Here is a 23,715-nt window from a genome sequence, read left to right as displayed (position 1 = left end):
ATTCGGGTTCGCGAGCAAGGGCTAGGCGCCCCCCTCGGTCCTGCGAAGAGCCGCTGCTGTTTACCAGTCTAGAGCTGCGCGTCTTCCAGCGTCAGGCTATGGGGGATGGCGTCGGCATTCCAGTGCCTGATGCCCCAGGTGAGGACATCACCCGGAGCGCTTTGCGCCAGCCCGGCGGGCGGATTCTGACCCAGCGCCTTCAGGGCGCGCACCAGCAGCGGCGACGCCTGTGCGGCTTCCAGGGGCGGCGAGCGGTAGGACTTGCCCAGCTTGTGGCCATCGGGCTGGATGATCAGCGGGACGTGCAGATAGCGCGGCGCAGCGATGCCCAGCAGTTCCTGCAGATAGAGCTGGCGCGGGGTGTTGTCCAGCAGGTCGGCGCCGCGGACGATGTCGGTGACACCCTGCCAGGCATCGTCCAGCACCACCGCCAGTTGATAGGCGAACAGCCCGTCGCGGCGGCGGATGATGAAGTCACCCACTTCGCGGCCCTGATGCTGGTGGAATTCGCCCTGCAGGCGGTCGGTGAAGCGATAGTCCAGTTCCGGCACGCGGATGCGGATGGCGACGTCGCCGTGCCAGTCATGCTGGGCGTCGCGGCAGGTGCCGGGATAGATGCCGTTACTGCCTTCGAGCTGCTTGCGCGAGCAGGTGCAGGCGTAGGCCAGGCCGCTGCGCAGCCATTGTTCGACCTGCGCGGAGTAGGCTGCGTGGCGGTCGCTCTGGCGCTGCACCGGGCCGTCCCACTCGAAGCCGTAGCGTTCCAGGGTTTCCAGGATGGCCGCCTGGGCACCGGGCATTTCCCGTGGCGGGTCGAGGTCTTCCATGCGTACCAGCCACTTTCCACCCACCGAGCGCGCATCCAGGTAGGAAGCGACAGCGGCCACCAGCGAGCCGAAGTGCAGGTAGCCGCTGGGCGTGGGGGCGAAGCGTCCGATGTACTGGGTGGTGGGCATGGCGGCTCTTCAGATGGCAGCAGAAACGAAACGGGGCGCCGCAGCGCCCCGTTCGGGATCAACCAGGCTCAGGAGCCCAGCTGCTTTTCCTTGATTTCCGCCAGGGTCTTGCAGTCGATGCACAGGGTGGCGGTGGGGCGGGCTTCCAGACGGCGGATGCCGATCTCGACGCCGCAGGAATCGCACCAGCCGTAGTCGTTGTCTTCGATCAGTTGCAGGGTCTCGTCGATCTTCTTGATCAGCTTGCGCTCGCGGTCGCGGGCGCGCAGCTCGAGGCTGAACTCTTCTTCCTGGCTGGCACGGTCGGCCGGGTCCGGGAAGTTGGCCGCTTCGTCCTGCATGTGGTGCACAGTGCGGTCCACTTCTTCCATCAGCTCAACTTTCCATTTGTTGAGGATGGAGGTGAAGTGCGCGCGCATGCGATCGCTCATGTACTCCTCGCCCTTGGTTTCCTGGTAGGGCTCGAAGCCACGAATCAGTTGGCTGCTCTGTTGTTTTGCTTTGGTGGGCATGGATGACCGCCTCTCACTCTCGCTAATCCTCTCGCGGATGGTCCCTCTCCGGCACCGCCGGCCCCGCGCTCGCAGCGGGCGAACTTACCAGAACGATAACGGGGACGCTACTCCCGGTTGTCGAGGCTGGCAGTGCCCGCACATACCTGACTGCCAGCTTGCCGACCCACTGGTCGCGACCAGCGGGTTTCTCGGCAAACCTTCGCAGAATCGCTGGTGTTTGCCAGACGAAGCCTGCAAATTCCCAAGCGCCACACTGTCTATGCGCGGCTGCCCAGTATCCATCAGTGGCCTGTTAGAATCCCGGCTCTGTCGCAAAGTTCGGAATATTGCATGGCCACCACCTTCAGTGCGCGCAGTCGCGCCATCGAACCCTTCCACGTCATGGCGCTGCTGGCGCGGGCCAACGAGTTGCAGGCCGCGGGCCACGACGTCATCCACCTGGAAATCGGCGAGCCGGACTTCACCACCGCGGCGCCCATCGTCGAGGCCGGGCAGCAGGCCCTGGCAAATGGTCACACGCGCTATACCGCCGCACGTGGCCTGCCGGCTCTGCGCGAAGCCATTGCCGGCTTCTACGCCCAGCGCTACGGCCTGTCGATCGACCCGCAGCGCATTCTCGTCACGCCCGGCGGGTCCGGCGCCCTGTTGCTCGCCAGCAGCCTGCTGGTGGACCCGGGCAAGCACTGGCTGCTGGCCGATCCGGGGTACCCGTGCAATCGCCACTTTCTGCGCCTGGTGGAAGGCGCCGCCCAACTGGTGCCGGTCGGCCCGGAGAGCCGTTACCAGCTCACCCCGGAGCTCGTCGAACGGCACTGGGATCAGGACAGTGTAGGCGCTCTGGCCGCATCGCCGGCGAATCCTACGGGCACCCTCTTGCACAAGGATGAACTCGCCGCGCTGTCGTCCACGCTCAAGGCGCGCGGCGGCCATCTGGTGGTGGACGAGATCTACCACGGCCTGACCTACGGCATCGACGCGTCCAGCGTCCTGGAGGTGGATGACGACGCCTTCGTTCTCAACAGTTTCTCCAAATATTTCGGCATGACCGGCTGGCGCCTGGGATGGCTGGTGGCGCCGCCGGATGCAGTGGGGGAGCTGGAGAAGCTGGCGCAGAACCTCTACATCAGCGCGCCGAGCATGGCCCAGCACGCCGCGCTGGCCTGCTTCGAGCCGGCCACCCTGGCGATCCTCGAGGAGCGCCGCGAAGAATTCCGCCGCCGCCGTGACTACCTGCTGCCGGCATTGCGCGAGCTGGGCTTCGGCATCGCCGTGGAACCGGAAGGTGCCTTCTATCTGTACGCGGACATCAGCGCCTTCGGCGGTGACGCCTTTGCCTTCTGCCAGCACTTCATCGAGACCGAGCACGTAGCCTTCACGCCCGGCGTCGACTTCGGGCGTTACCAGGCGTCGCACCATGTGCGTTTCGCCTATACGCAGAGCGTCGATCGCCTGCAGCAGGCGGTGGAACGCATTGCCCGCGGCCTCAAGACCTGGCGCCCCTGATGCGCTTCGAGCCGGCGCTGGAAGAGGCGCGCCTGATCAAACGCTACAAGCGCTTCCTGGCGGACATCGAGACCGCCAGCGGCGAATTGCTCACCATCCACTGCCCGAACACCGGCTCGATGCTCAATTGCATGAGCGAAGGTTGCCGCGTCTGGTTCAGCCGCTCCGATGATCCCAAGCGCAAGCTGCCCGGTACCTGGGAACTGGTGGAGACGCCGCAGGGTCGCCTGGCTTGCGTTAACACCGGACGGGCCAATCGGCTGGTGGAAGAGGCGCTGCTGGCCGGTACGGTGACCGAGTTGGCCGGCTTCGATGAACTGCGCCGCGAGGTTGCCTACGGGCAGGAAAACAGCCGCGCGGACTTCCGCCTGATGTACGCCGGCAAGCCGGTGTTCGTGGAGGTGAAGAGCGTGACCCTGGGCTTCGACGACACCACCGTCGCCGCCTTCCCCGACGCCGTTACCCAGCGTGGCGCCAAGCACCTGCGCGAACTGGCGGCGCTGGCGCGCGACGGTATGCGCGCGGTGCTGCTGTATGCGGTGAACCTGTCGGAGATCGAAGCGGTGCGCCCGGCGAAGGAGATCGATCCGGCCTATGCGGCGGCGCTGGCCGAGGCGCGTACTGCTGGAGTGGAAGTGCTGGCGTATGGAGCGCGGATTGATACCCAGGAGATGTTTCTGGACCGGCCGCTGAAAGTGTTGCTCTAGTCGCTCGCGAACCGGCCCGGAACCGTTCCTATCCTGGGTCGCTTTCGTCCAGCCAGATCCCCTGTTCATCCTCTCGGCAGGGCAGCGCTTGCAGAACATCCCCCAGGCACGGCCCCTGGATGCACTCGCCGGTCTCGATCAGGAACAGCGCGCCGTGATGGCCGCATTGCAGCAGGCGGCCGCTGTCATCGAGAACGTTCTCGGCATCGTAGCCCAGGGGGATTTCCCGGTGCGGGCAGCGGTTGCGGTAGGCGTACACGCGGCCTTCGCGGCGCACGGCGAAGAGGTTCAGGCCGGCGGCCTTGAAGCCCCGGCTCTGGCCTTCGGCCAGGTCATGCGGGGCGCAGAGCAGGATCATTCGACACGGTCTCCATCAGGGCAGCCATTATCCGCGCGTGGATGGCAGGACCGGAAGAGGGTGCACTTCCGTGTGCTGAAGTTGGTGCTCGCCGGGAGCCCGGCGAAATCGGCGCCGACCTTAAGCCTCTCTGCAATCTAATGCAAATAATTATCAAATAGATTTCCTGATTTCCCTGTGGCAAGGTTCGTCCATGCTGCCGCACCGCGGCAGGCCACCTTTCGAACGAGGAATTCTGCAATGACGACCCTGACTGCGCCGGCCTCCGAGCTGTACCGCGCCTGGCAAGCGCTGCGCGCCGAGAAACCGCGCCTGCGCGCCCGCGATGCGGCGCACCATCTGGCCGTGAGCGAAGCCGAGCTGATGGCCAGCCGCCTGGGGGTGGACGCCGTGCGCTTGCGCACCGACTGGGCCGAGCTGCTGCCGGCACTGGGCGAGCTGGGGCAGGTCATGGCGCTGACCCGCAACGAGCATTGTGTGCACGAGCGCAAGGGGCCGTACCGCGACGTGACCGTTTCCGCCAATGGCCAGATGGGCCTGGTGGTTTCCCCGGACATCGACCTGCGCCTGTTCCTCGGCGGCTGGGCCAGCGCCTTCGCCGTCAGCGAGGAGACCGCCCACGGTACCCAGCGCAGCATTCAGGTCTTCGACCGCCAGGGCACCGCCGTGCACAAGGTGTTCCTCACCGAGCAGAGCGACCTCGCCGCCTGGGACCCGCTGGTGCGCAGCTTCACCGCTGCCGAGCAGCGCGCCGATCTGGAGCTGGTACCGCTCGAGCCCAAGGCAGTTGCGCTGGCCGACGGCGAAATCGACGTTGCTGCCTTGCGTGAGGGCTGGGCGGCCCTGAAGGACACCCACCATTTTTTCGCCTTGCTGAAGAAGCACAAGGTCCAGCGCACCCAGGCGCTGCGCCTGGCCGGCCGCGAGTGGGCCGAGCCCCTGGATACTGCCGAGCTGCCGCGCCTGCTGGAGGCTGCCGGTGCAAGCCAGTTGCCGATCATGCTCTTCGTCGGCAACGCCCATTGCATCCAGATCCACACCGGCACCGTGGAAAACCTCAAGTGGATGGACAACTGGTTCAACGTCCTCGATCCGCTGTTCAACCTGCATCTGAAGACGCCGGGCGTGGTCGAGTTGTGGCGCGTGCGCAAGCCGAGCAGCGATGGCGTGATCACCAGCTGGGAAGCCTTCGATGCTCAGGGCGAATTGGTGCTGCAAGTGTTTGGCGCACGAAAGCCGGGAGTTCCGGAGTTGCAGGGCTGGCGCGAACTTGCCGAATCCTTCCCGGCACTCTGAGGGCCGACACGATGAAGAAAGCTTCCATGACTGCCCGTCCGCTGCTGGCCGGGCTGCTCACCGGCCTCTGCCTGACGGCCACCAGCGCGCTGGCCGATGCGCTGCCGCAGCGCTGGGTGAGCGCTGGTGGTTCGCTCAGCGAATGGGTCGTTGCCCTGGGGGGCGAGGCCAAGCTGGTCGGCGTCGATACCACCAGCCTGCATCCGGCTTCGCTGCAGGGGTTGCCGAAGATCGGCTACCAGCGACAGCTCGCCGCCGAAGGCATCCTGGCGCTGCAGCCGGATATTCTGCTGGGCAGCGAGGAAATGGGCCCGCCGCCGGTCCTGCAGCAATTGCGTGCCGCGGGCGTGCGGATCGAAACACTGTCGGCCAAGGCTGACGAAAAGACCGTGCACGACACTATCCAGCGCCTGGGCGAACTGCTCGGCGCGGTGGACAAGGCGAAACGGGCCGAGTCGGACTTCGATGCACGCCTTGCCGCGCAGGACGCCTGGGTGAAGAAGGCCCAGGCCGCACAGGCCGCTCCCGGTGTCGTGCTGCTGGTCGGGCATGCCGGCGGCAACCTGCTGGTGGCCGGGCAGGACACCTCCGGCGACTGGCTGATCCAGCATGCTGGCGGCCGCAACCTCGCTACCCATACCGGCTACAAGACGCTCTCCAGCGAGGCGCTCACCGCGCTGAACCCGCAGGTGGTGGTGCTCAGCGACCGCGCCCTGGACGGCGACAAGGCACGTGCCGCATTGACCCAGCAGAATCCCGGCCTCGCCGCGACCAGCGCAGTGCGCGAGGGCCGCGTGCTGGTGCTCGACCCGACCCTGCTGGTCGGTGGCCTCGGTCCGCGCATCCCCGACGGGCTGGCTAGCCTCGCCCAGGCCTTTTATCCTTCCGCGCAGGCCCTGAACACGGAAAGTCGTCCTTGACCCGGATCGTTACCGCTCGACCGTTGTTCCTGTTCCTCGGTTTTCTCCTGCTGCTGGTCGTCTGGCTCTCACTGGCCCTCGGGCCGGTGAGCCTGCCGCTGGGCGATACCCTGCGCGCGCTGGCGCACATGCTCGGGCTGCCGGTGTCCGTCGACGGGCTCGGCCAGGCTGAACTGATCGTCGGGCAGATCCGCCTGCCGCGCACCTTGCTGGGCATCGCCACCGGCGGCGTGCTGGCGCTGGCCGGTGTGGCGATGCAGGGCTTGTTCCGCAACCCGCTGGCCGACCCCGGCCTGATCGGAGTTTCCAGCGGTGCCGCGCTGGGGGCCGCCATTGCCATCGTCTTCGGCGCCTCCATCGGCGGGCTGCCGGAAGTCTTTGCTCCTTATTTGTTGTCCGCCTGCGCCTTTGTCGGTGGCCTGCTGGTGACGGCGCTGGTGTATCGGCTGGGTCGCCACAATGGCCAGACCAGTGTGGCAACCATGTTGCTGGCCGGCATCGCGCTGACGGCATTGGCCGGCGCGCTGATCGGGCTGTTCACCTACCTCGCCGACGACGCTACGTTGCGCACGCTGACCTTCTGGAACCTCGGCAGCCTCAATGGCGCGAGCTACCCGCGTCTGTGGCCACTGCTGCTGATCACGTTGCTGGTAGCCTGCTGGTTGCCGCGTCGGGTGAATGCGTTGAATGCGCTGTTGCTGGGTGAGTCCGAGGCGCGCCACCTGGGCTTCGACGTCGAGCGACTGAAAATCGAACTGATCCTCTGCACTGCCCTCGGTGTGGGCGCGGCGGTGGCGGCGGCCGGGATGATCGGCTTCATCGGCCTGGTCGTGCCGCACCTGCTGCGGCTGATCGTCGGCCCGGATCACCGCGTGCTGCTGCCGGCATCGATGTTCGGCGGTGCGATCCTTCTGCTATTGGCCGACCTGATCGCTCGCCTGGCGCTGGCGCCGGCGGAGCTCCCCATCGGCATCGTCACTGCGCTGATCGGCGCGCCGTTCTTTCTCTATCTGCTGATCCGGGGGCGCTCCTGATGCTGTGCGCAGACAAGCTGCGGGTGAATCGCGGCTCCCAGGTCGTCCTGCAGGATGTGAGCGTGACGCTGCAGCCGGGCGAAGTGCTCGGTGTGCTCGGCCCCAACGGCGCGGGCAAGAGCACGCTGCTCGGCGCCTTGAATGGTGAATTGCCGCTTACCAGCGGAGCGGTGAGCCTCGAAGGTCGCCCGCTGGAGTCGTGGCAGGGCCCCGAGCGCGCGCGGCGGCTGGCTGTTCTGCCGCAATCGTCCTCGCTGAACTTCGCCTTTTCCGTCGAGGCGGTGGTGGGGTTCGGCCGGCTGCCTCACGACACTGGCCGCCAGCGCGATGAAACAATCATCCGCGAAGCGATGCGCGCCGCGGATGCCTCGCACCTTGCCGGGCGCAGCTACCTGGCGCTGTCCGGCGGTGAGCGCCAGCGCGTGCACCTGGCTCGGGTGCTGGCGCAGCTCTGGCCGGGCGGAGAGGAGCAGATCCTGCTGCTGGACGAACCGACGTCCGCCCTCGACCCGTTGCATCAGCACACCACGCTGCAGGCTGTGCGAGAGTTTGCCGGGCGCGGCGCGGCAGTGCTGGTCATCCTGCACGACCTGAACCTTGCGGCGCGCTACTGTGACCGCCTGTTGTTGCTGCACGAGGCGCGTGCACATCTGCTCGGCACGCCGCGTGAGGTGCTTCAGGCCGAACCCCTGCGCACGGTCTTCGGCCTCGACGTGCTGGTTCAGGAGCACCCGGAGCGCGGCCATCCGCTGATCATCGCGCGCTGATAGGAGTCGCCATGAAGAAGGTCCTGCTCGTCCCACTGCTGGCGTTGCTCGCTGCCTGCCAGGGCCAGGTGGCTGCGCCGCCGCTGCCAGACTGGCAAAGCCCGGAAGAGCGCGACAGCGCCGAGCTGGGGGTGATCCGCGATCTGCGTAGCGGCGAGCAACTTTCCCCCGCGCAGCTGCTTGATCGACTTGCAGCGGCACCGCGGGTAATCGTTGGTGAGCAGCACGACAATCCGGATCACCATGCCCTCGAGCTCTGGCTGGTGCGCGCCCTGGCCGAGCGTCGCCCGAGTGGCAGTGTGCTGCTGGAAATGCTCGCCCCTGACCAGCAGAGCGCAGTCAGCGCCGCCCAGGCATCCGCCGCAAAGGGCGACATGCCAAACGACCTGATCGTTGCGCTGCGCTGGCAGCCGGGCTGGGACTGGTCACAATACGGCCCGCTGGTGACCTGGCTGGTGAAGCAGCCGGCGCCACTACTGGCGGCCAACCTGGATCGGGGCGAAATCATGAAGATCTACCGGACCAAGCCGCAGCTGCAAGGCTCGGCGTCCACCGCCGCGTCGGTGCGCAATGCATTGCTGGAGGACATCCGTGGTTCCCATTGTGGCCTGCTGCCCGAGAGCCAGTACCCGGCGATGCTGGCGGTGCAGCAGCAGCGCGACCGGCGCATGGCCGAAAGTTTCAAGGCAGCTCCCGAACCCTCCGTGCTGATCGCCGGCGGCTTTCATGCGCGGCGCGATCTGGGAGTGCCGCTGCATCTGAAGGACATCGACGCGGCGCAAGGGCTGAAGGTGGTGATGCTGGCGGAAGTCGGCAAGCCCGTGGAGCCCGGCCAGGCGGATTACCTGTGGTATACACCGGCCCAGCCCGCCACCGATTACTGTGCACAGATGCGCGGTAGCCTGTAAGTCACACGACGGAGCCGGAAGGCTCCGTTTTTCATAGGCTCGCTGTCAGACTGACGCGCAAGAAATCGCGGGCAAAAAAAGACCCGGCAAAGTGCCGGGTCTAAAACCGTGATTAGCCTGATGAGGAGATAATCTGAAGAGTCCGACTGCGTGGTCTCTCTAGCTTATCCAACTGGCCTCGCAGCCAGTTCTTGTAATAATAACCATTATCATTTGAGAGTCAACAGCTTTTCTGCGACTGATGCGAAGTTTTTTCTGCGGATTGGCGATGGGGCGGAAAGGTAAAAACCGGGGCAAAAAAAAGACCCGGCAAAGTGCCGGGTCGAAACCGTGATTAGCCTGATGAGGAGATAATCTGAAGAGTCCGACTGCGTGGTCTCTTGAGGTTATCGATCTGGCCTCGCGACCAGATGACTCAATAATAATCATTATCATTTGAGAGTCAACCTCTTTTCTGCAGATTTTTTCTCATCGACGAATGAGCTACCGCGGTAACGAAAAAGCCCGGCGCAAGGCCGGGCTTTCTCAAAGGGCTGAGGCTCAGTCCGGCTGGCGCTGCAGGCGCAACTGGGTGACTTCCTTGTTCAGCAGGTCGATGCGGCGTGCCATGCCCTCGATGAGGCTGTGGGCGATGCGCGGGTTGCTCTGCATCAGGCTGAGGAACTGGTCCTTGGGGATCACCATCACGGTGCACGGCTCGCTGGCGATGACCGACGCGCTGCGCTTCTCGCGGGTGAATACGGCCATGGCGCCGAAGATTTCGTCCTTCTGCACGTCACCGACCTTCTGCCCATCGACGAAGGCCTCGGCGTGGCCTTCGATGATGATGAACACGTGCTCGGCGTCATCACCCTGCTGGATCAGCTGCGCGCCGGCGGCGAAATGCTGGAAGCCGGTAGCTGGGCGGATTTCCGGTTGCTTGAGGTGCGCCAGCGCGTCGGACAGCAGCGCGGTGTGGCCGATCAGGTAGTGCAGGAACTGCTCCTGGCGCTCCTCGTCGCTGTGGATATGGCGGAACACTTCGCTGCGCGAATAGGGAATCAGGCATAGAGGTTCTTCGCTGACGTAACGGCACGGTGGCAGCTCGATACCCTGGCGCAGGCCGACCAGGTCGCCTTCCTGCAGGTAGAACAGCGGGCGCTCGTCCACCAGCGCATGGACCAGGCCATTCTCGATGAGGAACAGATGCTTGCCGGGCAACTCGCCTTCCAGGTCGTCGGATCGCTCCAGGCGGATGGCTTCGCCAGCGGGTTCCAGGCCGGCGAGCAATTGCGCCGGAATGCCCTGCAGGCGATTGATCAGTCGATCGGCGTAGGCAGGTTGTTCACCGAGTAGGTACATGGCCGTAATTCCTTGATATGGCGACGGTCGAGGGCGCACGAAGGGCCCTGAGACCATAAGCGGACAGGCACCTTGCGTAAACATTTTCCCACAGAGCTTGTGAGCTAGCTCTTGTTACGTGCGGGAAATGTCTCAAGCTCGCCGAGAAGGGCTGCCTTGTGCGCGGGAGGAAGGTCGTTCCAGTGCACATCCAGCAGGGCACCCTCGATGGCGTAAAGGAGCACCTTGGAGGCACGGAAGCCCCGGGCGCGCACGGCCCGGTAAGCGCCGACCGCCCCCAGACGGCGCAGGTCGCCAGCGTTGTGGATGCCCACGGCGTGGAGCCACTGGGCAGAGGTCTTGCCGAGGTTCTTCAGGTGCAGCAGTTCGTCGTTCATCGTCGGTCCTTGCGATGGGCACGATGGGTGTCAGGTCTTGAAAAGGCCGAGAACTGCTCGTAGCGGCCGGACACACCCTGGAAAGTGTAGCGGTGGATGAGAAAAGCGTGGCGTTGTGACATCGCCCTGAAAGCGGGGCAGGGCGATGTGGCGCAGGCAGGGCGCGCCGTGCGGCGCTGCCCACCGGCCGGAGTCATCGCGTGGCGGTGATTCCGGCCGACAAACGGTGGATCAGAGGCCCGGCAGGCGCTGGCGGATGCTGGCGACCAGGGCGTCGAGGCTGGCGGCGTCGGGGGTGTCGACGCGCTTGCTGTGTTGCTGCTCTTCGGCGCTGAGAGGGTCGCGACTGGCCTGCTGCGCCTGGATCACTTCCAGGGTCGCGTCGGAGGGGTCATTGCCTTCGGCTTGGCGCTGAGTGAGCCAGCCGGTGATCACGGCTTCCGGCGCCTGGCAGTCGAGGATCAGGAAGGGCACCCCGGTTTCCTCGGCAATTTCCCAGGCAGCGGCACGTTGCTCTCGCTTGAGGAAAGTCGCGTCCAGCACGACCGGGTAGCCGGCACGCAGGATATCAACGGCCAGCTCGTTGAGGCGTTGGTAGGTCGCGGTGGTGGCGTCGCCAGCATAGATGCCGGCCTTCAGTTGGCCTTGCTGGTCGGCCTGCTGTTCGCCGAACAGGCGCTTGCGCTCCACGTCCGAACGCAGGCGAATGGCGCCCAGCGCTTCTACCAGCCGCAGTGCGACCTGGCTCTTGCCGACGGCGGAAACACCGACGGTCACCGCGAGGAAGCGCGAGGGAATGGCGCTGTAGCTCTCCGCCAGGTTGGCGTAGTTGCGATACTGGCGCAGCGTCGCGGCCTTCTGCACGGCGTCAGTCTGGTGCGCCAGACTGAACAGCGCGATCTTGGCGCGGACCAGGGCGCGGTAGGCCTTGTAGAAATTCAGCAGGGCCAGCGACTGGTAGTCACCGGTGTATTCCAGGTACTGGCTGACGAAGCGTCGCGACAGGCACTTCAGGCCGCGGTCTTCCAAGTCCATGGCGAGGAAGGCGTAGTCGGCGGTGACATCGGTGAAGCGGAAGGGCTCGTTGAACTCGATGCAGTCGAACAGCACTACCTTGCCGTCGATGATCGCGGCGTTACCCAGATGGATGTCGCCGTGGCATTCGCGGATGAAGCCATTGGCCTTGCGCTGCTCGAACACGCCGTGCAGGCGCTCGAAGCTGGACTCCGCCCAGGCCTCCAGGGCATCCAGTTGCAGCAGGTCGGCTTTGTCCGAGAGCAGCGGACGGATTTGTTCGAAGTTCTGCCGCACCGGCGCCATGCAGGCGTCCGGAGTGCCTAGTGGGTGCTCGCTGGGGACGACCGGGGTGCGCAGGTGGAAGTCGGCGATCTGATGGGCCAGGCCGTCGATATGCTGGGCGCTCAGTTCGCCGCGGGCCTGAACTTCGCTGAGCAACTGGCTCTGCGGGAATTCGCGGCACTGGATCATGTATTCGATGGCCGGGCCGTCGCCGCCGATCTGCGGGGCGGATTCGCTGCCGGTAATGGCGATGACGTCGAGGTACAGGCCTTCGGTCAGACGCTGGTTCAGGCGCAGCTCTTCCTCGCAGAAGTGCTTGCGCTTGGCGAGGTCGGTGAAGTCGAGGAAGCCGAAGTTCACCGGTTTCTTGATCTTGTAGACATGGGAGCCAGTGAGCAGCACCCAGGAAATGTGGGTTTCGATGACCCGGAAGCCGTCGACCGGATGGGGAAAGAGGGCGGGGTTCTGCAGGGCTGCGAGTAGGGTCTGGCTCACGTGATGTCCTTTCCGGTCGAATTTTCTAAAGGCGGGCATTATGGCGGCTGGGTCGGCAGGTGCAAACTCTGCAGCCGGCTGGCAACCAAATGGCCATCGCGGGGTCATAGCTCGGCCACTGCCGTTCTTGTTGGATGCGCGGCAGTTCGCATCAAGCCCGGACGCCCGCTGGAGCGGCGTCTGTCTCCTGTGGACAAAGTACGTATAATGCGCCGCCATGACGCGTCCCCGATCTTCCAAACCTCGTAAAAAAAGCGGCAAATCGTCGCCTGCCATGCGCAAGTGGCTGGGCTGGGCTCTCAAGCTCGGTCTGGTTGGTGTCGTGGTGCTGGCCGGTTTTGCCGTGTACCTCGATGCGGTTGTCCAGGAGAAATTCTCCGGCAAGCGCTGGACCATTCCCGCCAAGGTCTACGCCCGGCCGCTGGAGCTGTTCGTCGGCCTGAAACTGGGCAAGGACGACTTCCTGCGCGAGCTGGATGCGCTAGGCTATCGCCGCGAGGCCTCGGTCGCAGGCCCTGGCGCCGTGTCGGTGTCCGGCAACGCCGTCGACCTCAATACCCGTGGCTTCCAGTTCTATGAAGGTGCCGAGCCTGCGCAGCGCATTCGCGTGCGCTTCTCCGGCGACTACGTGGCTGGCCTGAGTCGCGCCAATGGTGGCGACCTCGCTGTCGCGCGCATGGAGCCGCTGCTGATCGGCGGCCTGTACCCGGCGCATAACGAAGACCGCATCCTGATCAAGCTGGACCAGGTGCCGCCTTACCTGATCGATACCCTGGTGGCCGTGGAGGACCGCGATTTCTGGACCCACCACGGGGTCTCGATCAAGTCCATCGCCCGGGCGGTCTGGGTCAACGCCAGCGCCGGCCAGCTGCGCCAGGGTGGCAGTACGCTGACCCAGCAGCTGGTGAAGAACTTCTTCCTGACCAACGAGCGCAGCCTGTCGCGCAAGCTCACCGAAGCTATGATGGCGGTGCTGCTGGAACTGCATTACGACAAGCGTGAAATCCTCGAGGGCTACCTCAACGAGGTGTTCCTCGGCCAGGACGGCCAGCGCTCGGTGAACGGCTTCGGCCTCGCCAGCCAGTACTTCTTCAGCCAGCCGCTATCGGAGCTGAAGCTGCCCCAGGTGGCTTTGCTCGTTGGCATGGTGAAGGGGCCTTCCTATTACAACCCGCGTCGGAATCCGGAGCGTGCGCTGGAACGCCGCAATGTGGTGCTCGACGTGCTTGCCGAGCAGGGTGTGATCACCGCCCAGGAAGCGGCTGCCGCCAAGCAGGCGCCGCTGGGTGTGACCACCCAGGGCAGCATGGCCAACAGCTCCTACCCGGCCTTCCTCGACCTGGTGAAACGCCAGTTGCGCGAGGACTATCGCGACGAGGACCTGACCGAAGAAGGCCTGCGGATCTTCACCAGCTTCGACCCCATCCTGCAGATGAAGGCCGAGTCCGCCGTCAGCGAAACCTTCAAGCGCCTGGAAGGCCGCAAGGGCGTCGCCGAGACCGAAACCGCGATGGTCGTGACCAACCCGGAAACCGGCGAAATCCAGGCGCTGCTCGGCAGCCGTGACCCGCGCTTCGCCGGCTTCAATCGTGCGGTAGATGCGGTGCGGCCGATCGGTTCGCTGGTCAAGCCGGCGGTCTACCTGACCGCGCTGGAGCGTCCGAGCCAGTACACCTTGACCAGCTACATCCAGGACCAGCCGTTCCAGGTGAAGGGCAAGGATGGCCAGGTGTGGACGCCGAAGAACTATGAAGGCACCGCCAACGGCACCATCTTCCTCTACCAGGGGCTGGCCCGTTCGCTGAACCTGTCCACGGCCAGGCTGGGTCTCGACCTGGGCGTGCCGAACGTCCTGAAGACGCTGGAGCGCCTGGGCGTGTCGCCGAATTGGCCGGCCTATCCGTCGATGCTGCTGGGCGCGGGCGCGCTGAGCCCGATGCAAGTGGCGACCATGTACCAGACGATTGCCAGTGGCGGCTTCAATACCCCGCTGCGCAGCATCCGCAGTGTGCTGGCGGCAGACGGGCAGCCGCTCAAGCGTTATCCGTTCCAGGTCCAGCAGCGTTTCGATCCGGGCGCCATCTACCTGCTGCAGAGCGCCATGCAGCGCGTGATGCGCGAAGGCACCGGGCGCTCGGTCTACAACCAGTTGCCGGCGTCCCTCACCCTGGCGGGCAAGACCGGTACCACCAACGATTCTCGCGACAGCTGGTTCTCCGGTTTCGGCCAGGACCTGCTGGCAGTGGTGTGGATCGGTCGCGACGACAATGGCAAGACGCCGCTCACTGGTGCCACCGGTGCGCTGCAGATCTGGACCAGCTTCATGCGCAAGGCCAATCCCGCGCCGCTGGACATGCCGATGCCGGATAATGTCGTGCAGGCCTGGGTCGATCCGCATACCGGGCAGGGCACTGACGCCAACTGCCCGGGCGCAGTGCAGATGCCTTATATTCGTGGAAGCGAACCTGCGCTGGGCGCAGGTTGCGGAAACCAGACGCCAGCCGGCGAAGTCATGGACTGGGTGCGCGGCTGGTTGAACTGATGCAAGAGGATTGGAAGTGAGAAAAGCTTGGTTTGCAGCGTCGGCGACTCTGGCGCTTCTGTCCGGTTGTGCGACCCCGCAGCAGGGTGCGATTCCCGTGCAGGACTCCGGTACCTCCGTCTCCAACTCGGAGCGCGTTGGCCGCAGCGGTGGCAACACCCAGGCGCCAGTTCGTGCCGGTGCCGGCCAGAGCATCCCGCAGGGTGACTCCGGGGTTACCGTGATGGTCCCGCAGGATGCCGGCATGGCGCCGATCCAGACTTTCCCGGCGCAGAGCGGCGCCGCGCCGATCAGCACCTCGCCGATGACCACGGCGCCGGGAGCAACGGGAACGAGCTACTCGCAGCAGCCAATCTCCACCAGTGGTGGCATCACCTCCAATGGTGGCTTCCAGTCGCAGACCTACCAGCAGCCGATCAATCAGGCTCAGCAGGCTGCGCCGACCACCCAGAACTACCAGGGGCCTTCCGGCATTCCGTCGAGCAACTCTGGCCTCTCGGCGGACGAGCAGTTGGATGGACCGGTGCTGGCGCTGCTTACCTCCGCCTCGCAGCAGCAGGGTGGTGGTGACCTCAACGGCGCTGCCGCCAGCCTGGAGCGCGCCCAGCGCATTGCTCCGCGCGAGCCGCAGGTGCTCTACAAGCTGGCCCAGGTACGCCTGGCACAGGGCGATGCTGCGCAAGCCGAACAGGTGGCGCTGCGTGGCCTGTCGCTGGCCAACGGTCGCCCGACCATGCAGGCCAGTCTGTGGGATCTGATCGCCAAGTGTCGTGACCAGCAGGGCAATACCGCTGGCGCCGCCGAGGCACGGCAGAAAGCCAAGGTGACCCTGTAATGGACGGGCGCGTGCTGGCCGTCGCCGATCAGTTGCTGCTGATCGAGCGGGAGCTGCGTGCAATCGGTCTGTGGGGAAGCGAAAGCCCGTCGCCGGACAGGCTTTCCAGCGTCGAACCCTTCTGCGTGGATACGCTGGCGCTGGAGGAGTGGCTGCAGTGGATATTTCTGCCGCGGATGAAGCTGATCATCGAGAGCGGCGCGGACCTGCCCACTGCCTCGGGGATCCGTGCCATCGCGGAAATGGCTTATGCCAATGAGGGCGCGCGGGTGGCTGGTCTGCTCGATGCGCTCGGCGCCTTCGACCAGTTGATCAGCCCGACGCCCTGAGCGGGCGTCAGTTGCAGTTCTCGCGCAGGCTCTTTTCGCTGGCCGCGATACGGTCCTGACGTTCCTCTTCGGTGATGCGGCGAAGCTCGCCCTCACCATTGTCCACGCGGATGCGCGGATTGTTCTTCAACTGGGCCATGTCGTTACGTAGTTTGTCGCACTGCTTGAGGCGTTCGGCTTCCTGCTGCGCGACTTCCTGGCGCACCTTTTCGTCGGCGGCCTTCTGCTTTTCGTCCGCGCTGGGCGCGAGTTTCGGCAGGGCGTCGGCGGGCGGCGGGAAGTTGCTGCTGGCCTTGGGCGGTGCGGTGTTGGTGTTCACGGTGGCAGCATCGGCACCTTGTGGTGGCTGTGCTCCGAAGTGGGTGATGCCCTGGGCATCGACCCATTTGTAGACCTGCGCGGCCATCACTGTCGGGGCCAGTGCGAGCAGCAGGCTGCCCATGAAAATCGTCCGTCGCATGCTTTGTCGATCCTTGGGGTGCGGAGTCTGTCGGTAACTATAACCAAATCGCGGGCTTATTCACTCTGAGAAAGTTCACATCCCCGCTTCATTCAAAGCCATATATGGCTTGACTTGGCCGCTTCGTTTCAGAAGAATCCAAGGTTCGCTGCAGTGGGCCGGCCGCAAGCTGGTTTTACTCGGCAGACAAGAGGTGCTACCCGCGCCGCAAAGTTTCACCCTGTTTCGCGTTACCTCGCGCTGGGTGGAGGCTCTCCGTAACACAAACAGGAGTGTCTCCAGGTTCTGCTCAATCGGCAGTCGACGTAGCCGGCGATTACATTCGCCCATGTCTGCCGGGCAGCCATCCAAGTCGGTCCCCCACGTTGGGGGTTTCCGTATATAGCGTTCTAGAGGTGACAACGTGGAACTTTTATCCGGCGCTGAAATGGTCGTCCGCTCCCTGCGTGACGAAGGCGTTAAGTACATCTACGGGTACCCGGGCGGTGCCCTCCTGCATATCTACGACGCTCTCTTCAAAGAGAACGAAGTAACCCACATCCTGGTTCGCCACGAGCAGGCCGCTACCCACATGGCCGACGGCTATGCGCGGGCCACCGGCAAGCCCGGCGTGGTGCTGGTGACCTCCGGTCCCGGCGCGACCAATGCCGTCACCGGCATCGCCACCGCCTACATGGACTCCATCCCGATGGTGGTGATCTCCGGCCAGGTGGCGAGCAACATGGTTGGTACCGACGCGTTCCAGGAAACCGACATGGTCGGTATCTCCCGCCCGATCGTGAAGCACAGCTTCATCATCAAGCACCCGTCGGAAATCCCTGAGGTCATCAAGAAGGCCTTCTATATCGCCCAGTCCGGCCGTCCCGGCCCGGTGGTGATCGATATTCCGAAGGACATGGGCGATCCGACCCAGAAGTTCGAATACAACTACCCGAAGAAGGTGAAGCTGCGCTCCTACAGCCCGGCGGTCCGTGGCCACTCCGGCCAGATCCGCAAGGCCGCCGAGATGATGCTCGCTGCCAAGCGCCCGATCATCTACGCCGGTGGTGGCGTGATCATGGGCAATGCCGCCGAGCCGCTGACTGAAGTCGCGCGCATGCTCAACGTGCCGGTCACCAACACCCTGATGGGCCTGGGTGGCTATCCGGGTACCGATCGCCAGTTCGTCGGCATGCTCGGCATGCACGGCAGCTACACCGCGAACCTCGCGATGCACCACGCTGACGTGATCTTTGCCGTCGGCGCGCGTTTCGACGATCGCGTGATCAACGGCGAGACCGCAGCCAAGTTCTGCCCGAATGCCAAGATCATCCACGTCGACATCGACCCGGCCTCGATCTCCAAGACCGTCAAGGCCGACATCCCGATCGTCGGCCCGGTGGACAGCGTCCTGACCGAAATGGTCGCGATCCTCAAGGAAATCGGCGAGACCCCGAACAAAGAAGCCCAGGCTGCCTGGTGGAAGCAGATCGAGGAATGGCGTGGCACCCGCGGCCTGTTCCCCTACAGCATGGGCGACGGCAGCATCATCAAGCCGCAGACCGTGATCGAGACCCTCTGCGAAGTCACCAACGGTGATGCCTTCGTCGCTTCCGACGTAGGTCAGCACCAGATGTTCGCGGCGCAGTACTACCGCTTCAACAAGCCCAATCGCTGGATCAACTCTGGTGGCCTGGGCACCATGGGCTTCGGCTTCCCGGCCGCCATGGGTGTGAAGTTGAACTTCCCTGACGCAGACGTTGCGTGCGTGACCGGTGAAGGCAGTATCCAGATGAACATCCAGGAGCTGTCCACCTGCCTGCAGTACGACCTGCCGGTGAAGATCGTCAACCTGAACAACGGTGCGCTGGGCATGGTCCGCCAATGGCAGGACATGCAGTACAACAGCCGCTACTCGCACTCCTACATGGAATCGCTGCCGGACTTCGTCAAGCTGGCTGAAGCGTATGGCCACGTCGGCATGCGCATCACCGACCTGAAGGACCTGAAGCCGATGATGGAAGAAGCCTTCGCGATGAAGAATCGCCTGGTCTTCCTCGACATCCAGGTCGATACCAGCGAGCACGTCTACCCGATGCAGATCCGCGGTGGTGCGATGCGCGACATGTGGCTGAGCAAGACGGAGCGTACCTGATCATGCGACACATCATTTCCCTGCTGCTGGAAAACGAACCCGGCGCGCTGTCCCGCGTCGTCGGCCTGTTCTCCCAGCGCAACTACAACATCGAAAGCCTGACCGTCGCCCCGACCGAGGACCCGACGCTGTCGCGCCTGACCCTGACCACCGCCGGTCAGGACGAAGTCATCGAGCAGATCACCAAGAACCTCAACAAGCTCATCGAGGTGGTAAAACTGGTGAATCTCTCGGAGAGCGCGCACATCGAGCGCGAGCTGATGCTGGTGAAAGTGAAGGCTACCGGCGCACAGCGCGCCGAGGTCAAGCGCACCACCGACATCTTCCGCGGACAGATCGTCGACGTCACCAGCAGCGTCTACACCGTGCAGCTGGCCGGCACCAGCGACAAGCTGGACAGCTTCATCCAGGCCATCGGCACCGCGTCGATCCTCGAAGTTGTCCGCAGCGGCGTCACCGGTATTGCCCGTGGCGACAAGACTCTCAGCATCTGATTTGAAATACGGCCCACGAGGCCAACTGACAGGGGATTACCCAAATGCGCGTTTTCTACGATAAAGACTGTGACCTCTCCATCGTTCAGGGCAAGAAAGTTGCCATCATCGGTTACGGCTCCCAGGGCCATGCCCACGCCTGCAACCTGAAAGACTCCGGCGTCGACGTAACCGTCGGCCTGCGTGCGGGTTCTTCTTCCGTTGCCAAGGCTCAGAACCACGGCCTGAAAGTCGCCGAAGTGGCCGAAGCCGTTGCCGCTGCCGACCTGGTCATGATCCTGACTCCGGACGAGTTCCAGGGCCGTCTGTACAAGGACGAGATCGAGCCGAACCTGAAAAAAGGCGCCACCCTGGCTTTCGCCCACGGCTTCTCCATCCATTACAACCAGGTCGTACCGCGCGCTGACCTCGACGTGATCATGATCGCGCCGAAGGCCCCGGGCCACACCGTACGCTCCGAGTTCGTGAAAGGCGGCGGCATCCCCGACCTGATCGCGATCTACCAGGACGCTTCGGGCAATGCTAAGAACGTCGCTCTGTCCTACGCCTGCGGCGTTGGCGGCGGCCGTACCGGTATCATCGAAACCACCTTCAAGGACGAGACCGAAACCGACCTGTTCGGCGAGCAGGCCGTTCTGTGCGGCGGTTGCGTCGAGCTGGTGAAAGCCGGTTTCGAAACCCTGGTCGAAGCCGGTTACGCTCCGGAAATGGCCTACTTCGAGTGCCTGCACGAACTGAAGCTGATCGTGGACCTCATGTACGAAGGCGGCATCGCCAACATGAACTACTCGATCTCGAACAACGCCGAATACGGCGAGTACGTAACCGGTCCGGAAGTGATCAACGCCGAATCCCGTCAGGCCATGCGCAACGCTCTGAAGCGCATCCAGGACGGCGAATACGCCAAGATGTTCATCTCCGAAGGCGCTACCAACTACCCGTCGATGACCGCCAAGCGCCGCAACAACGCCGCTCACGGTATCGAAGTCATCGGCGAGCAACTGCGCGCCATGATGCCGTGGATTGCTGCCAACAAGATCGTCGACAAGACCAAGAACTAAGGTCCTTTCGACAAACGAGGAAACGCGGCGCTTGCCGCGTTTTTTCGTTTAGGGGCGGTGATCTGGTATAAAGCGGGGGTGCCGGACGTGTCCACGCAAAAGCGTGCACCGGCAAATCTCAGCCTCAACGAGTTCTCAAGGAATCGTCCATGAGTGAAGGTCACGAGGAGCCGAACAAGGCTTCCGACACCGAAGAAAGTCTGCTGCCCATCGATGAGCACATCGAAGAGGGCCATGACGCAGAAGGTCGCAAGGTTCGTCATCGCGGCATCTACCTGCTGCCTAACCTGTTCACTACTGCAGCACTGTTTACCGGCCTCTACGCCATCATCAATGCCATGAACGGCGATTTCTCCAACGCCGCCATCGCCATCTTCGTCGCCATGGTCCTCGACGGCCTCGACGGTCGTGTGGCCCGTCTGACCAATACCCAGAGTGCTTTCGGCGCCGAGTACGACTCGCTGTCCGACATGGTCGCCTTCGGAGTAGCTCCGGCGCTGGTCGCTTTCGAGTGGGCGCTGAGCAGCCTGGGCAAGGTCGGCTGGATGGTCGCCTTCATCTATGTTGCTGGTGCCGCTCTGCGTCTGGCGCGTTTCAATACCCAGGTGGGCAAGGCTGACAAGCGCTACTTCATCGGTCTGGCCAGCCCGGCTGCCGCGGCGCTGGTTGCCGGTACGGTCTGGGCGTTCGCCGACTTCGACGTTCAGGGCGCCAAGGTTTCCCTGCTGGTTGCGCTGATGGTCGCCGCCGCCGGCATGCTGATGGTCAGCAATATCAAGTACTACAGCTTCAAGGATCTTGACCTGCGCGGCCGCGTGCCGTTCATGGCAATCCTGGTAGTGGTGCTGGCATTCGCCGTGGTCTTCACCGACCCGCCGCGCATCCTGCTCCTGCTGTTCCTTGCATACGCGACCTCCGGACCGGTGCAATACTTGTTGCAATTGCGCCGTCGCAAGCAGCCGCCTGCCGTGTAATTTCCAGCGGGCTCCGCAGTCTACTGGCGCATACAGCCAGTTGTTGCGGAGCCCGTCATGCTGATCAAGTCGTCCCGCCTTTCCGATTGCCACGAATCGGAAGTCACGCCCGAATCCCTCTATCTCTCCCGTCGCCACTTTCTCGGTGGTGCGATGGCGGCTGCGGCTCTATCCGGATTGCCGCGTCTGGGTTTTGCCGAGGGCGGTCGCTATGCCGATGTCGCCGAAGCGGCTGCCCCTTCCTGGCTCACGGAAAAGCTCGCCGCTACACGCTGGGATGCCGTCACGGTAAAAGATGAAGCCATCACACCGTTCAAGGACGCCACCACCTACAACAATTTCTACGAATTCGGCCCGGACAAGGGTGATCCCGCTGCCAATGCGGGTACCTTGAAGACCGAGCCATGGTCCGTAGTGATCGATGGGGAGGTGGGTAAACCCGGCAAGTACGCGCTCGAGGACTTCATCAAACCCTATCTGCTGGAGGAGCGCGTCTACCGATTGCGCTGCGTCGAGGCTTGGTCGATGGTCATTCCGTGGATCGGCTTTCCGATCTCCGAGCTGATCAATCGGGTCGAACCGACCAGCAAGGCGAAATACCTGCGCTTCGAAACCCTGGTGGATCGCAAGGATATGCCGGGTGTGCAATCCAACTTCGCCTTGATCGATTGGCCCTATGTGGAAGGGCTGCGCATGGATGAGGCGATGCATCCCTTGGCGATTCTGGCTGTCGGCATGTACGGCCGGGTACTGGCGAACCAGAACGGAGCGCCGCTGCGTCTGGTGGTGCCGTGGAAATACGGCTTCAAGGGAGCCAAGTCCATTGTGCGGATCAGCTTCGTCGAGGAGCAGCCGAAGACTACCTGGCAGAGTCTGGCTTCGGACGAGTATGGCTTCTATGCCAACGTCAATCCGACGGTAGACCATCCGCGCTGGAGCCAGGCGCGCGAACGTCGTCTGCCCAGTGGACTATTCAGCCCCAATGTTCGTCCTACCCTCATGTTCAACGGCTATGCCGATGAGGTCGCTTCGCTTTATGCGGGCATGGATCTGAGGAAGGACTACTGATGCGCTATCCGTTCTGGCGGGCCGGGGTGTTTCTGGCTGCATCGGCGCCGCCGCTCTTCTGGCTGTACCAGGCTTGGATCTTCGATCTGGGGCCGGACCCGGGCAAGGCGCTGGTGGACAGGCTGGGCCAGGGCGGTCTCGTCCTGTTGCTCATTACCCTGGCGATGACGCCTCTGCAGAAAGTCACCCGGTGGGGTGGCTGGGGACAGGTTCGCCGCCAGCTGGGTCTCTGGTGCTTCACCTATATAGTGCTGCACCTGAGTGCCTATGCCGTCTTCATCCTTGGGTTGGACTGGGCCCAATTGGGAGTAGAGCTGAGCAAGCGGCCCTACATCATTGTCGGCTTCGGGGCGTTCCTCGGGTTGCTGGCCCTGGCTATCACTTCCAACCGCTACAGCATGCGAAAGCTGGGGGCGAGCTGGAAGAAACTGCATCGCCTGATATATGTCATCCTCGGTTTGGGGTTGTTGCATATGCTGTGGGTCGTGCGGTCTGATCTGGAGCGCTGGGCGATCTATGCAGTCGTAGGGCTTGTGCTGATGCTCCTGCGCATGCCCCCGATAGCTCGTCAGCTGCCTCGATTGCGCAGTCGACCGACCGCCGGCTGAAGAAAGTTTAAATTAGTCGTTGACGGCCAATTTAAACTCCCTATAATGCGCACCACTCCCAGCGATGAAGCGCTGAAAGAACTTGAAAATCAAGTACTTACAGAGATTAGAGGTTAGGAGTGGTGATCAGGCAGGTGATTCACTTGCCGCTCTTCATTAGCTGCTCCGGCAGCGAACTGAAAAGAAGGTCGCCGAGGTGCTTGACAGTGAGTTTGATCGCTGTAGAATGCGCCTCCCGCTGATGAGAGGTTTGACTTCTCGGAAGCCCAAGCGATTGAGTAGAAAAGAAATTTTCGAAAAATAAAGCTTGACGAAAGATGGGGTTAGCGTAGAATGCGCGCCTCGGTTGAGACGAAAGCCTTAACCAACTGCTCTTTAACAAGTTGAATCAAGCAATTCGTGTGGGTGCTTGTGATGTAAGACTGATGATCGACTGATTATCAGCAGCGCAAGTAACACTCGTGAATTCGAGAGTTTTAGCTCATTAAATTGAGCATGCGATTGCTGAGCCAAGTTTAGGGTTTTCTCAAAACCCAAGCAGTATTGAACTGAAGAGTTTGATCATGGCTCAGATTGAACGCTGGCGGCAGGCCTAACACATGCAAGTCGAGCGGATGAGTGGAGCTTGCTCCATGATTCAGCGGCGGACGGGTGAGTAATGCCTAGGAATCTGCCTGGTAGTGGGGGACAACGTTTCGAAAGGAACGCTAATACCGCATACGTCCTACGGGAGA

The 23,715-nt window shown here is 63.4% G+C and carries 23 protein-coding genes and 1 rRNA gene; 17 read left to right on the top strand and 7 right to left on the bottom strand.

Annotated elements, in window-relative coordinates; translation table 11 throughout:
* Window positions 1–68: 68 nt before the first annotated feature.
* Both gluQRS and dksA read right to left on the bottom strand, forming a co-directional pair.
* On the bottom strand, window positions 69–956 hold the full coding sequence (gluQRS, locus tag A9513_RS20035) for a tRNA glutamyl-Q(34) synthetase GluQRS (protein WP_065085382.1): 888 nt from the start codon (window positions 954–956) through the stop codon (window positions 69–71).
* A gap of 68 nt (window positions 957–1,024) precedes the next feature.
* Entirely contained in the window at window positions 1,025–1,468 is a 444-nt protein-coding gene (dksA, locus tag A9513_RS20030) for an RNA polymerase-binding protein DksA (RefSeq protein ID WP_015478905.1), read from the bottom strand.
* A gap of 333 nt (window positions 1,469–1,801) precedes the next feature.
* Between dksA and A9513_RS20025 the strand changes: the two genes are divergently transcribed.
* Both A9513_RS20025 and sfsA read left to right on the top strand, forming a co-directional pair.
* Window positions 1,802–2,974, top strand: a complete 1,173-nt coding sequence (locus A9513_RS20025; protein WP_065085381.1) for a pyridoxal phosphate-dependent aminotransferase — start codon at window positions 1,802–1,804, stop codon at window positions 2,972–2,974.
* Window positions 2,974–3,681: a DNA/RNA nuclease SfsA gene (gene sfsA, locus A9513_RS20020; RefSeq protein WP_065085380.1), complete on the top strand. Its 708-nt coding sequence runs from the start codon at window positions 2,974–2,976 to the stop codon at window positions 3,679–3,681. The genes A9513_RS20025 and sfsA overlap by 1 nt, the downstream gene beginning before the upstream one ends.
* 28 nt (window positions 3,682–3,709) lie before the next feature.
* Here sfsA and A9513_RS20015 read toward each other — a convergent pair whose 3' ends face one another.
* The gene (locus A9513_RS20015) at window positions 3,710–4,039 is read right to left on the bottom strand and encodes a Rieske 2Fe-2S domain-containing protein (RefSeq protein ID WP_065085379.1); all 330 of its coding nucleotides are present in this window, start codon (window positions 4,037–4,039) and stop codon (window positions 3,710–3,712) included.
* Window positions 4,040–4,279: 240 nt separating this feature from the next.
* Between A9513_RS20015 and A9513_RS20010 the strand changes: the two genes are divergently transcribed.
* The 5 genes from A9513_RS20010 to A9513_RS19990 are packed head-to-tail and all read left to right on the top strand — an operon-like array spanning window position 4,280 to window position 8,964.
* Complete coding sequence (locus A9513_RS20010; RefSeq protein WP_065085378.1) at window positions 4,280–5,335, top strand: hemin-degrading factor; 1,056 nt, start codon at window positions 4,280–4,282, stop codon at window positions 5,333–5,335.
* Between the two features lie 26 nt (window positions 5,336–5,361).
* Window positions 5,362–6,255: a hemin ABC transporter substrate-binding protein gene (locus A9513_RS20005; RefSeq protein WP_024765349.1), complete on the top strand. Its 894-nt coding sequence runs from the start codon at window positions 5,362–5,364 to the stop codon at window positions 6,253–6,255.
* A gap of 50 nt (window positions 6,256–6,305) precedes the next feature.
* Window positions 6,306–7,289: an iron ABC transporter permease gene (locus tag A9513_RS20000; protein WP_139092889.1), complete on the top strand. Its 984-nt coding sequence runs from the start codon at window positions 6,306–6,308 to the stop codon at window positions 7,287–7,289.
* Window positions 7,289–8,056 carry a heme ABC transporter ATP-binding protein gene (locus tag A9513_RS19995; RefSeq protein ID WP_065085377.1) on the top strand — a complete coding sequence of 256 codons (768 nt, stop codon included), beginning with the start codon at window positions 7,289–7,291 and terminating at the stop codon, window positions 8,054–8,056. The genes A9513_RS20000 and A9513_RS19995 overlap by 1 nt, the downstream gene beginning before the upstream one ends.
* 11 nt (window positions 8,057–8,067) lie before the next feature.
* Complete coding sequence (locus A9513_RS19990; protein WP_065085376.1) at window positions 8,068–8,964, top strand: ChaN family lipoprotein; 897 nt, start codon at window positions 8,068–8,070, stop codon at window positions 8,962–8,964.
* A 540-nt stretch (window positions 8,965–9,504) separates the two neighbouring features.
* Here the strand turns inward: A9513_RS19990 and A9513_RS19985 are convergent.
* The 3 genes from A9513_RS19985 to A9513_RS19975 form a co-directional block, all read right to left on the bottom strand.
* A complete protein-coding gene (locus A9513_RS19985) occupies window positions 9,505–10,305 on the bottom strand; it encodes a Crp/Fnr family transcriptional regulator (protein WP_024767177.1) in 801 nt (266 codons plus the stop codon).
* Between the two features lie 104 nt (window positions 10,306–10,409).
* Entirely contained in the window at window positions 10,410–10,682 is a 273-nt protein-coding gene (locus tag A9513_RS19980; RefSeq protein ID WP_024767178.1) for a TfoX/Sxy family protein, read from the bottom strand.
* A 231-nt stretch (window positions 10,683–10,913) separates the two neighbouring features.
* The gene (locus A9513_RS19975) at window positions 10,914–12,476 is read right to left on the bottom strand and encodes a bifunctional aminoglycoside phosphotransferase/ATP-binding protein (protein WP_065085375.1); all 1,563 of its coding nucleotides are present in this window, start codon (window positions 12,474–12,476) and stop codon (window positions 10,914–10,916) included.
* A gap of 217 nt (window positions 12,477–12,693) precedes the next feature.
* On the opposite strand from A9513_RS19975, the gene mrcB reads away from it, so the two are divergent.
* The 3 genes from mrcB to A9513_RS19960 are packed head-to-tail and all read left to right on the top strand — an operon-like array spanning window position 12,694 to window position 16,182.
* Window positions 12,694–15,018 (top strand): penicillin-binding protein 1B, encoded by a 2,325-nt coding sequence (mrcB, locus tag A9513_RS19970; protein WP_024767180.1) that lies wholly within the window; start codon window positions 12,694–12,696, stop codon window positions 15,016–15,018.
* A gap of 16 nt (window positions 15,019–15,034) precedes the next feature.
* Window positions 15,035–15,853, top strand: a complete 819-nt coding sequence (locus A9513_RS19965) for a tetratricopeptide repeat protein (protein WP_024767181.1) — start codon at window positions 15,035–15,037, stop codon at window positions 15,851–15,853.
* Window positions 15,853–16,182 carry a YqcC family protein gene (locus A9513_RS19960; RefSeq protein WP_024767182.1) on the top strand — a complete coding sequence of 110 codons (330 nt, stop codon included), beginning with the start codon at window positions 15,853–15,855 and terminating at the stop codon, window positions 16,180–16,182. The genes A9513_RS19965 and A9513_RS19960 overlap by 1 nt, the downstream gene beginning before the upstream one ends.
* Window positions 16,183–16,189: 7 nt before the next feature.
* Here A9513_RS19960 and A9513_RS19955 read toward each other — a convergent pair whose 3' ends face one another.
* On the bottom strand, window positions 16,190–16,642 hold the full coding sequence (locus tag A9513_RS19955) for a DUF4124 domain-containing protein (protein WP_065085374.1): 453 nt from the start codon (window positions 16,640–16,642) through the stop codon (window positions 16,190–16,192).
* A 403-nt stretch (window positions 16,643–17,045) separates the two neighbouring features.
* On the opposite strand from A9513_RS19955, the gene A9513_RS19950 reads away from it, so the two are divergent.
* The 7 genes from A9513_RS19950 to A9513_RS19920 form a co-directional block, all read left to right on the top strand.
* A complete protein-coding gene (locus A9513_RS19950) occupies window positions 17,046–18,776 on the top strand; it encodes an acetolactate synthase 3 large subunit (RefSeq protein ID WP_024767184.1) in 1,731 nt (576 codons plus the stop codon).
* Window positions 18,777–18,778: 2 nt separating this feature from the next.
* Window positions 18,779–19,270 (top strand): acetolactate synthase small subunit, encoded by a 492-nt coding sequence (ilvN, locus tag A9513_RS19945; RefSeq protein ID WP_017516326.1) that lies wholly within the window; start codon window positions 18,779–18,781, stop codon window positions 19,268–19,270.
* A gap of 44 nt (window positions 19,271–19,314) precedes the next feature.
* Window positions 19,315–20,331: a ketol-acid reductoisomerase gene (gene ilvC / locus A9513_RS19940; protein WP_017516327.1), complete on the top strand. Its 1,017-nt coding sequence runs from the start codon at window positions 19,315–19,317 to the stop codon at window positions 20,329–20,331.
* Window positions 20,332–20,480: 149 nt separating this feature from the next.
* Window positions 20,481–21,305 (top strand): CDP-diacylglycerol--serine O-phosphatidyltransferase, encoded by an 825-nt coding sequence (gene pssA, locus A9513_RS19935; protein WP_017516328.1) that lies wholly within the window; start codon window positions 20,481–20,483, stop codon window positions 21,303–21,305.
* Between the two features lie 57 nt (window positions 21,306–21,362).
* The gene (gene msrP / locus A9513_RS19930; RefSeq protein WP_065085373.1) at window positions 21,363–22,373 is read left to right on the top strand and encodes a protein-methionine-sulfoxide reductase catalytic subunit MsrP; all 1,011 of its coding nucleotides are present in this window, start codon (window positions 21,363–21,365) and stop codon (window positions 22,371–22,373) included.
* Entirely contained in the window at window positions 22,373–22,981 is a 609-nt protein-coding gene (gene msrQ, locus A9513_RS19925; RefSeq protein ID WP_065085372.1) for a protein-methionine-sulfoxide reductase heme-binding subunit MsrQ, read from the top strand. Before msrP ends, msrQ begins: the two co-directional genes overlap by 1 nt.
* Window positions 22,982–23,526: 545 nt before the next feature.
* A 16S ribosomal RNA gene (locus A9513_RS19920) occupies window positions 23,527–23,715 on the top strand; the annotation flags it as partial.

Source organism: Pseudomonas sp. AU12215 (assembly GCF_001675465.2).
GTDB lineage: Bacteria > Pseudomonadota > Gammaproteobacteria > Pseudomonadales > Pseudomonadaceae > Pseudomonas > Pseudomonas nitroreducens.
This window is presented reverse-complemented; position numbering and strand designations above follow the sequence as displayed.

Excerpts from the sequence above, each read along its gene's own strand:
- mrcB (WP_024767180.1), top strand. The coding sequence starts at position 12,694 with ATGACGCGTCCCCGATCTTCCAAACCTCGTAAAAAAAGCGGCAAATCG.
- msrP (WP_065085373.1), top strand. The coding sequence starts at position 21,363 with ATGCTGATCAAGTCGTCCCGCCTTTCCGATTGCCACGAATCGGAAGTC.
- pssA (WP_017516328.1), top strand. The coding sequence starts at position 20,481 with ATGAGTGAAGGTCACGAGGAGCCGAACAAGGCTTCCGACACCGAAGAA.
- ilvN (WP_017516326.1), top strand. The coding sequence starts at position 18,779 with ATGCGACACATCATTTCCCTGCTGCTGGAAAACGAACCCGGCGCGCTG.
- A9513_RS20010 (WP_065085378.1), top strand. The coding sequence starts at position 4,280 with ATGACGACCCTGACTGCGCCGGCCTCCGAGCTGTACCGCGCCTGGCAA.
- dksA (WP_015478905.1), bottom strand. The coding sequence starts at position 1,468 with ATGCCCACCAAAGCAAAACAACAGAGCAGCCAACTGATTCGTGGCTTC.
- msrQ (WP_065085372.1), top strand. The coding sequence starts at position 22,373 with ATGCGCTATCCGTTCTGGCGGGCCGGGGTGTTTCTGGCTGCATCGGCG.
- A9513_RS20025 (WP_065085381.1), top strand. The coding sequence starts at position 1,802 with ATGGCCACCACCTTCAGTGCGCGCAGTCGCGCCATCGAACCCTTCCAC.
- A9513_RS19990 (WP_065085376.1), top strand. The coding sequence starts at position 8,068 with ATGAAGAAGGTCCTGCTCGTCCCACTGCTGGCGTTGCTCGCTGCCTGC.
- A9513_RS19955 (WP_065085374.1), bottom strand. The coding sequence starts at position 16,642 with ATGCGACGGACGATTTTCATGGGCAGCCTGCTGCTCGCACTGGCCCCG.
- A9513_RS20015 (WP_065085379.1), bottom strand. The coding sequence starts at position 4,039 with ATGATCCTGCTCTGCGCCCCGCATGACCTGGCCGAAGGCCAGAGCCGG.
- A9513_RS20005 (WP_024765349.1), top strand. The coding sequence starts at position 5,362 with ATGACTGCCCGTCCGCTGCTGGCCGGGCTGCTCACCGGCCTCTGCCTG.
- sfsA (WP_065085380.1), top strand. The coding sequence starts at position 2,974 with ATGCGCTTCGAGCCGGCGCTGGAAGAGGCGCGCCTGATCAAACGCTAC.
- ilvC (WP_017516327.1), top strand. The coding sequence starts at position 19,315 with ATGCGCGTTTTCTACGATAAAGACTGTGACCTCTCCATCGTTCAGGGC.
- A9513_RS19980 (WP_024767178.1), bottom strand. The coding sequence starts at position 10,682 with ATGAACGACGAACTGCTGCACCTGAAGAACCTCGGCAAGACCTCTGCC.
- gluQRS (WP_065085382.1), bottom strand. The coding sequence starts at position 956 with ATGCCCACCACCCAGTACATCGGACGCTTCGCCCCCACGCCCAGCGGC.
- A9513_RS19960 (WP_024767182.1), top strand. The coding sequence starts at position 15,853 with ATGGACGGGCGCGTGCTGGCCGTCGCCGATCAGTTGCTGCTGATCGAG.
- A9513_RS19985 (WP_024767177.1), bottom strand. The coding sequence starts at position 10,305 with ATGTACCTACTCGGTGAACAACCTGCCTACGCCGATCGACTGATCAAT.
- A9513_RS19995 (WP_065085377.1), top strand. The coding sequence starts at position 7,289 with ATGCTGTGCGCAGACAAGCTGCGGGTGAATCGCGGCTCCCAGGTCGTC.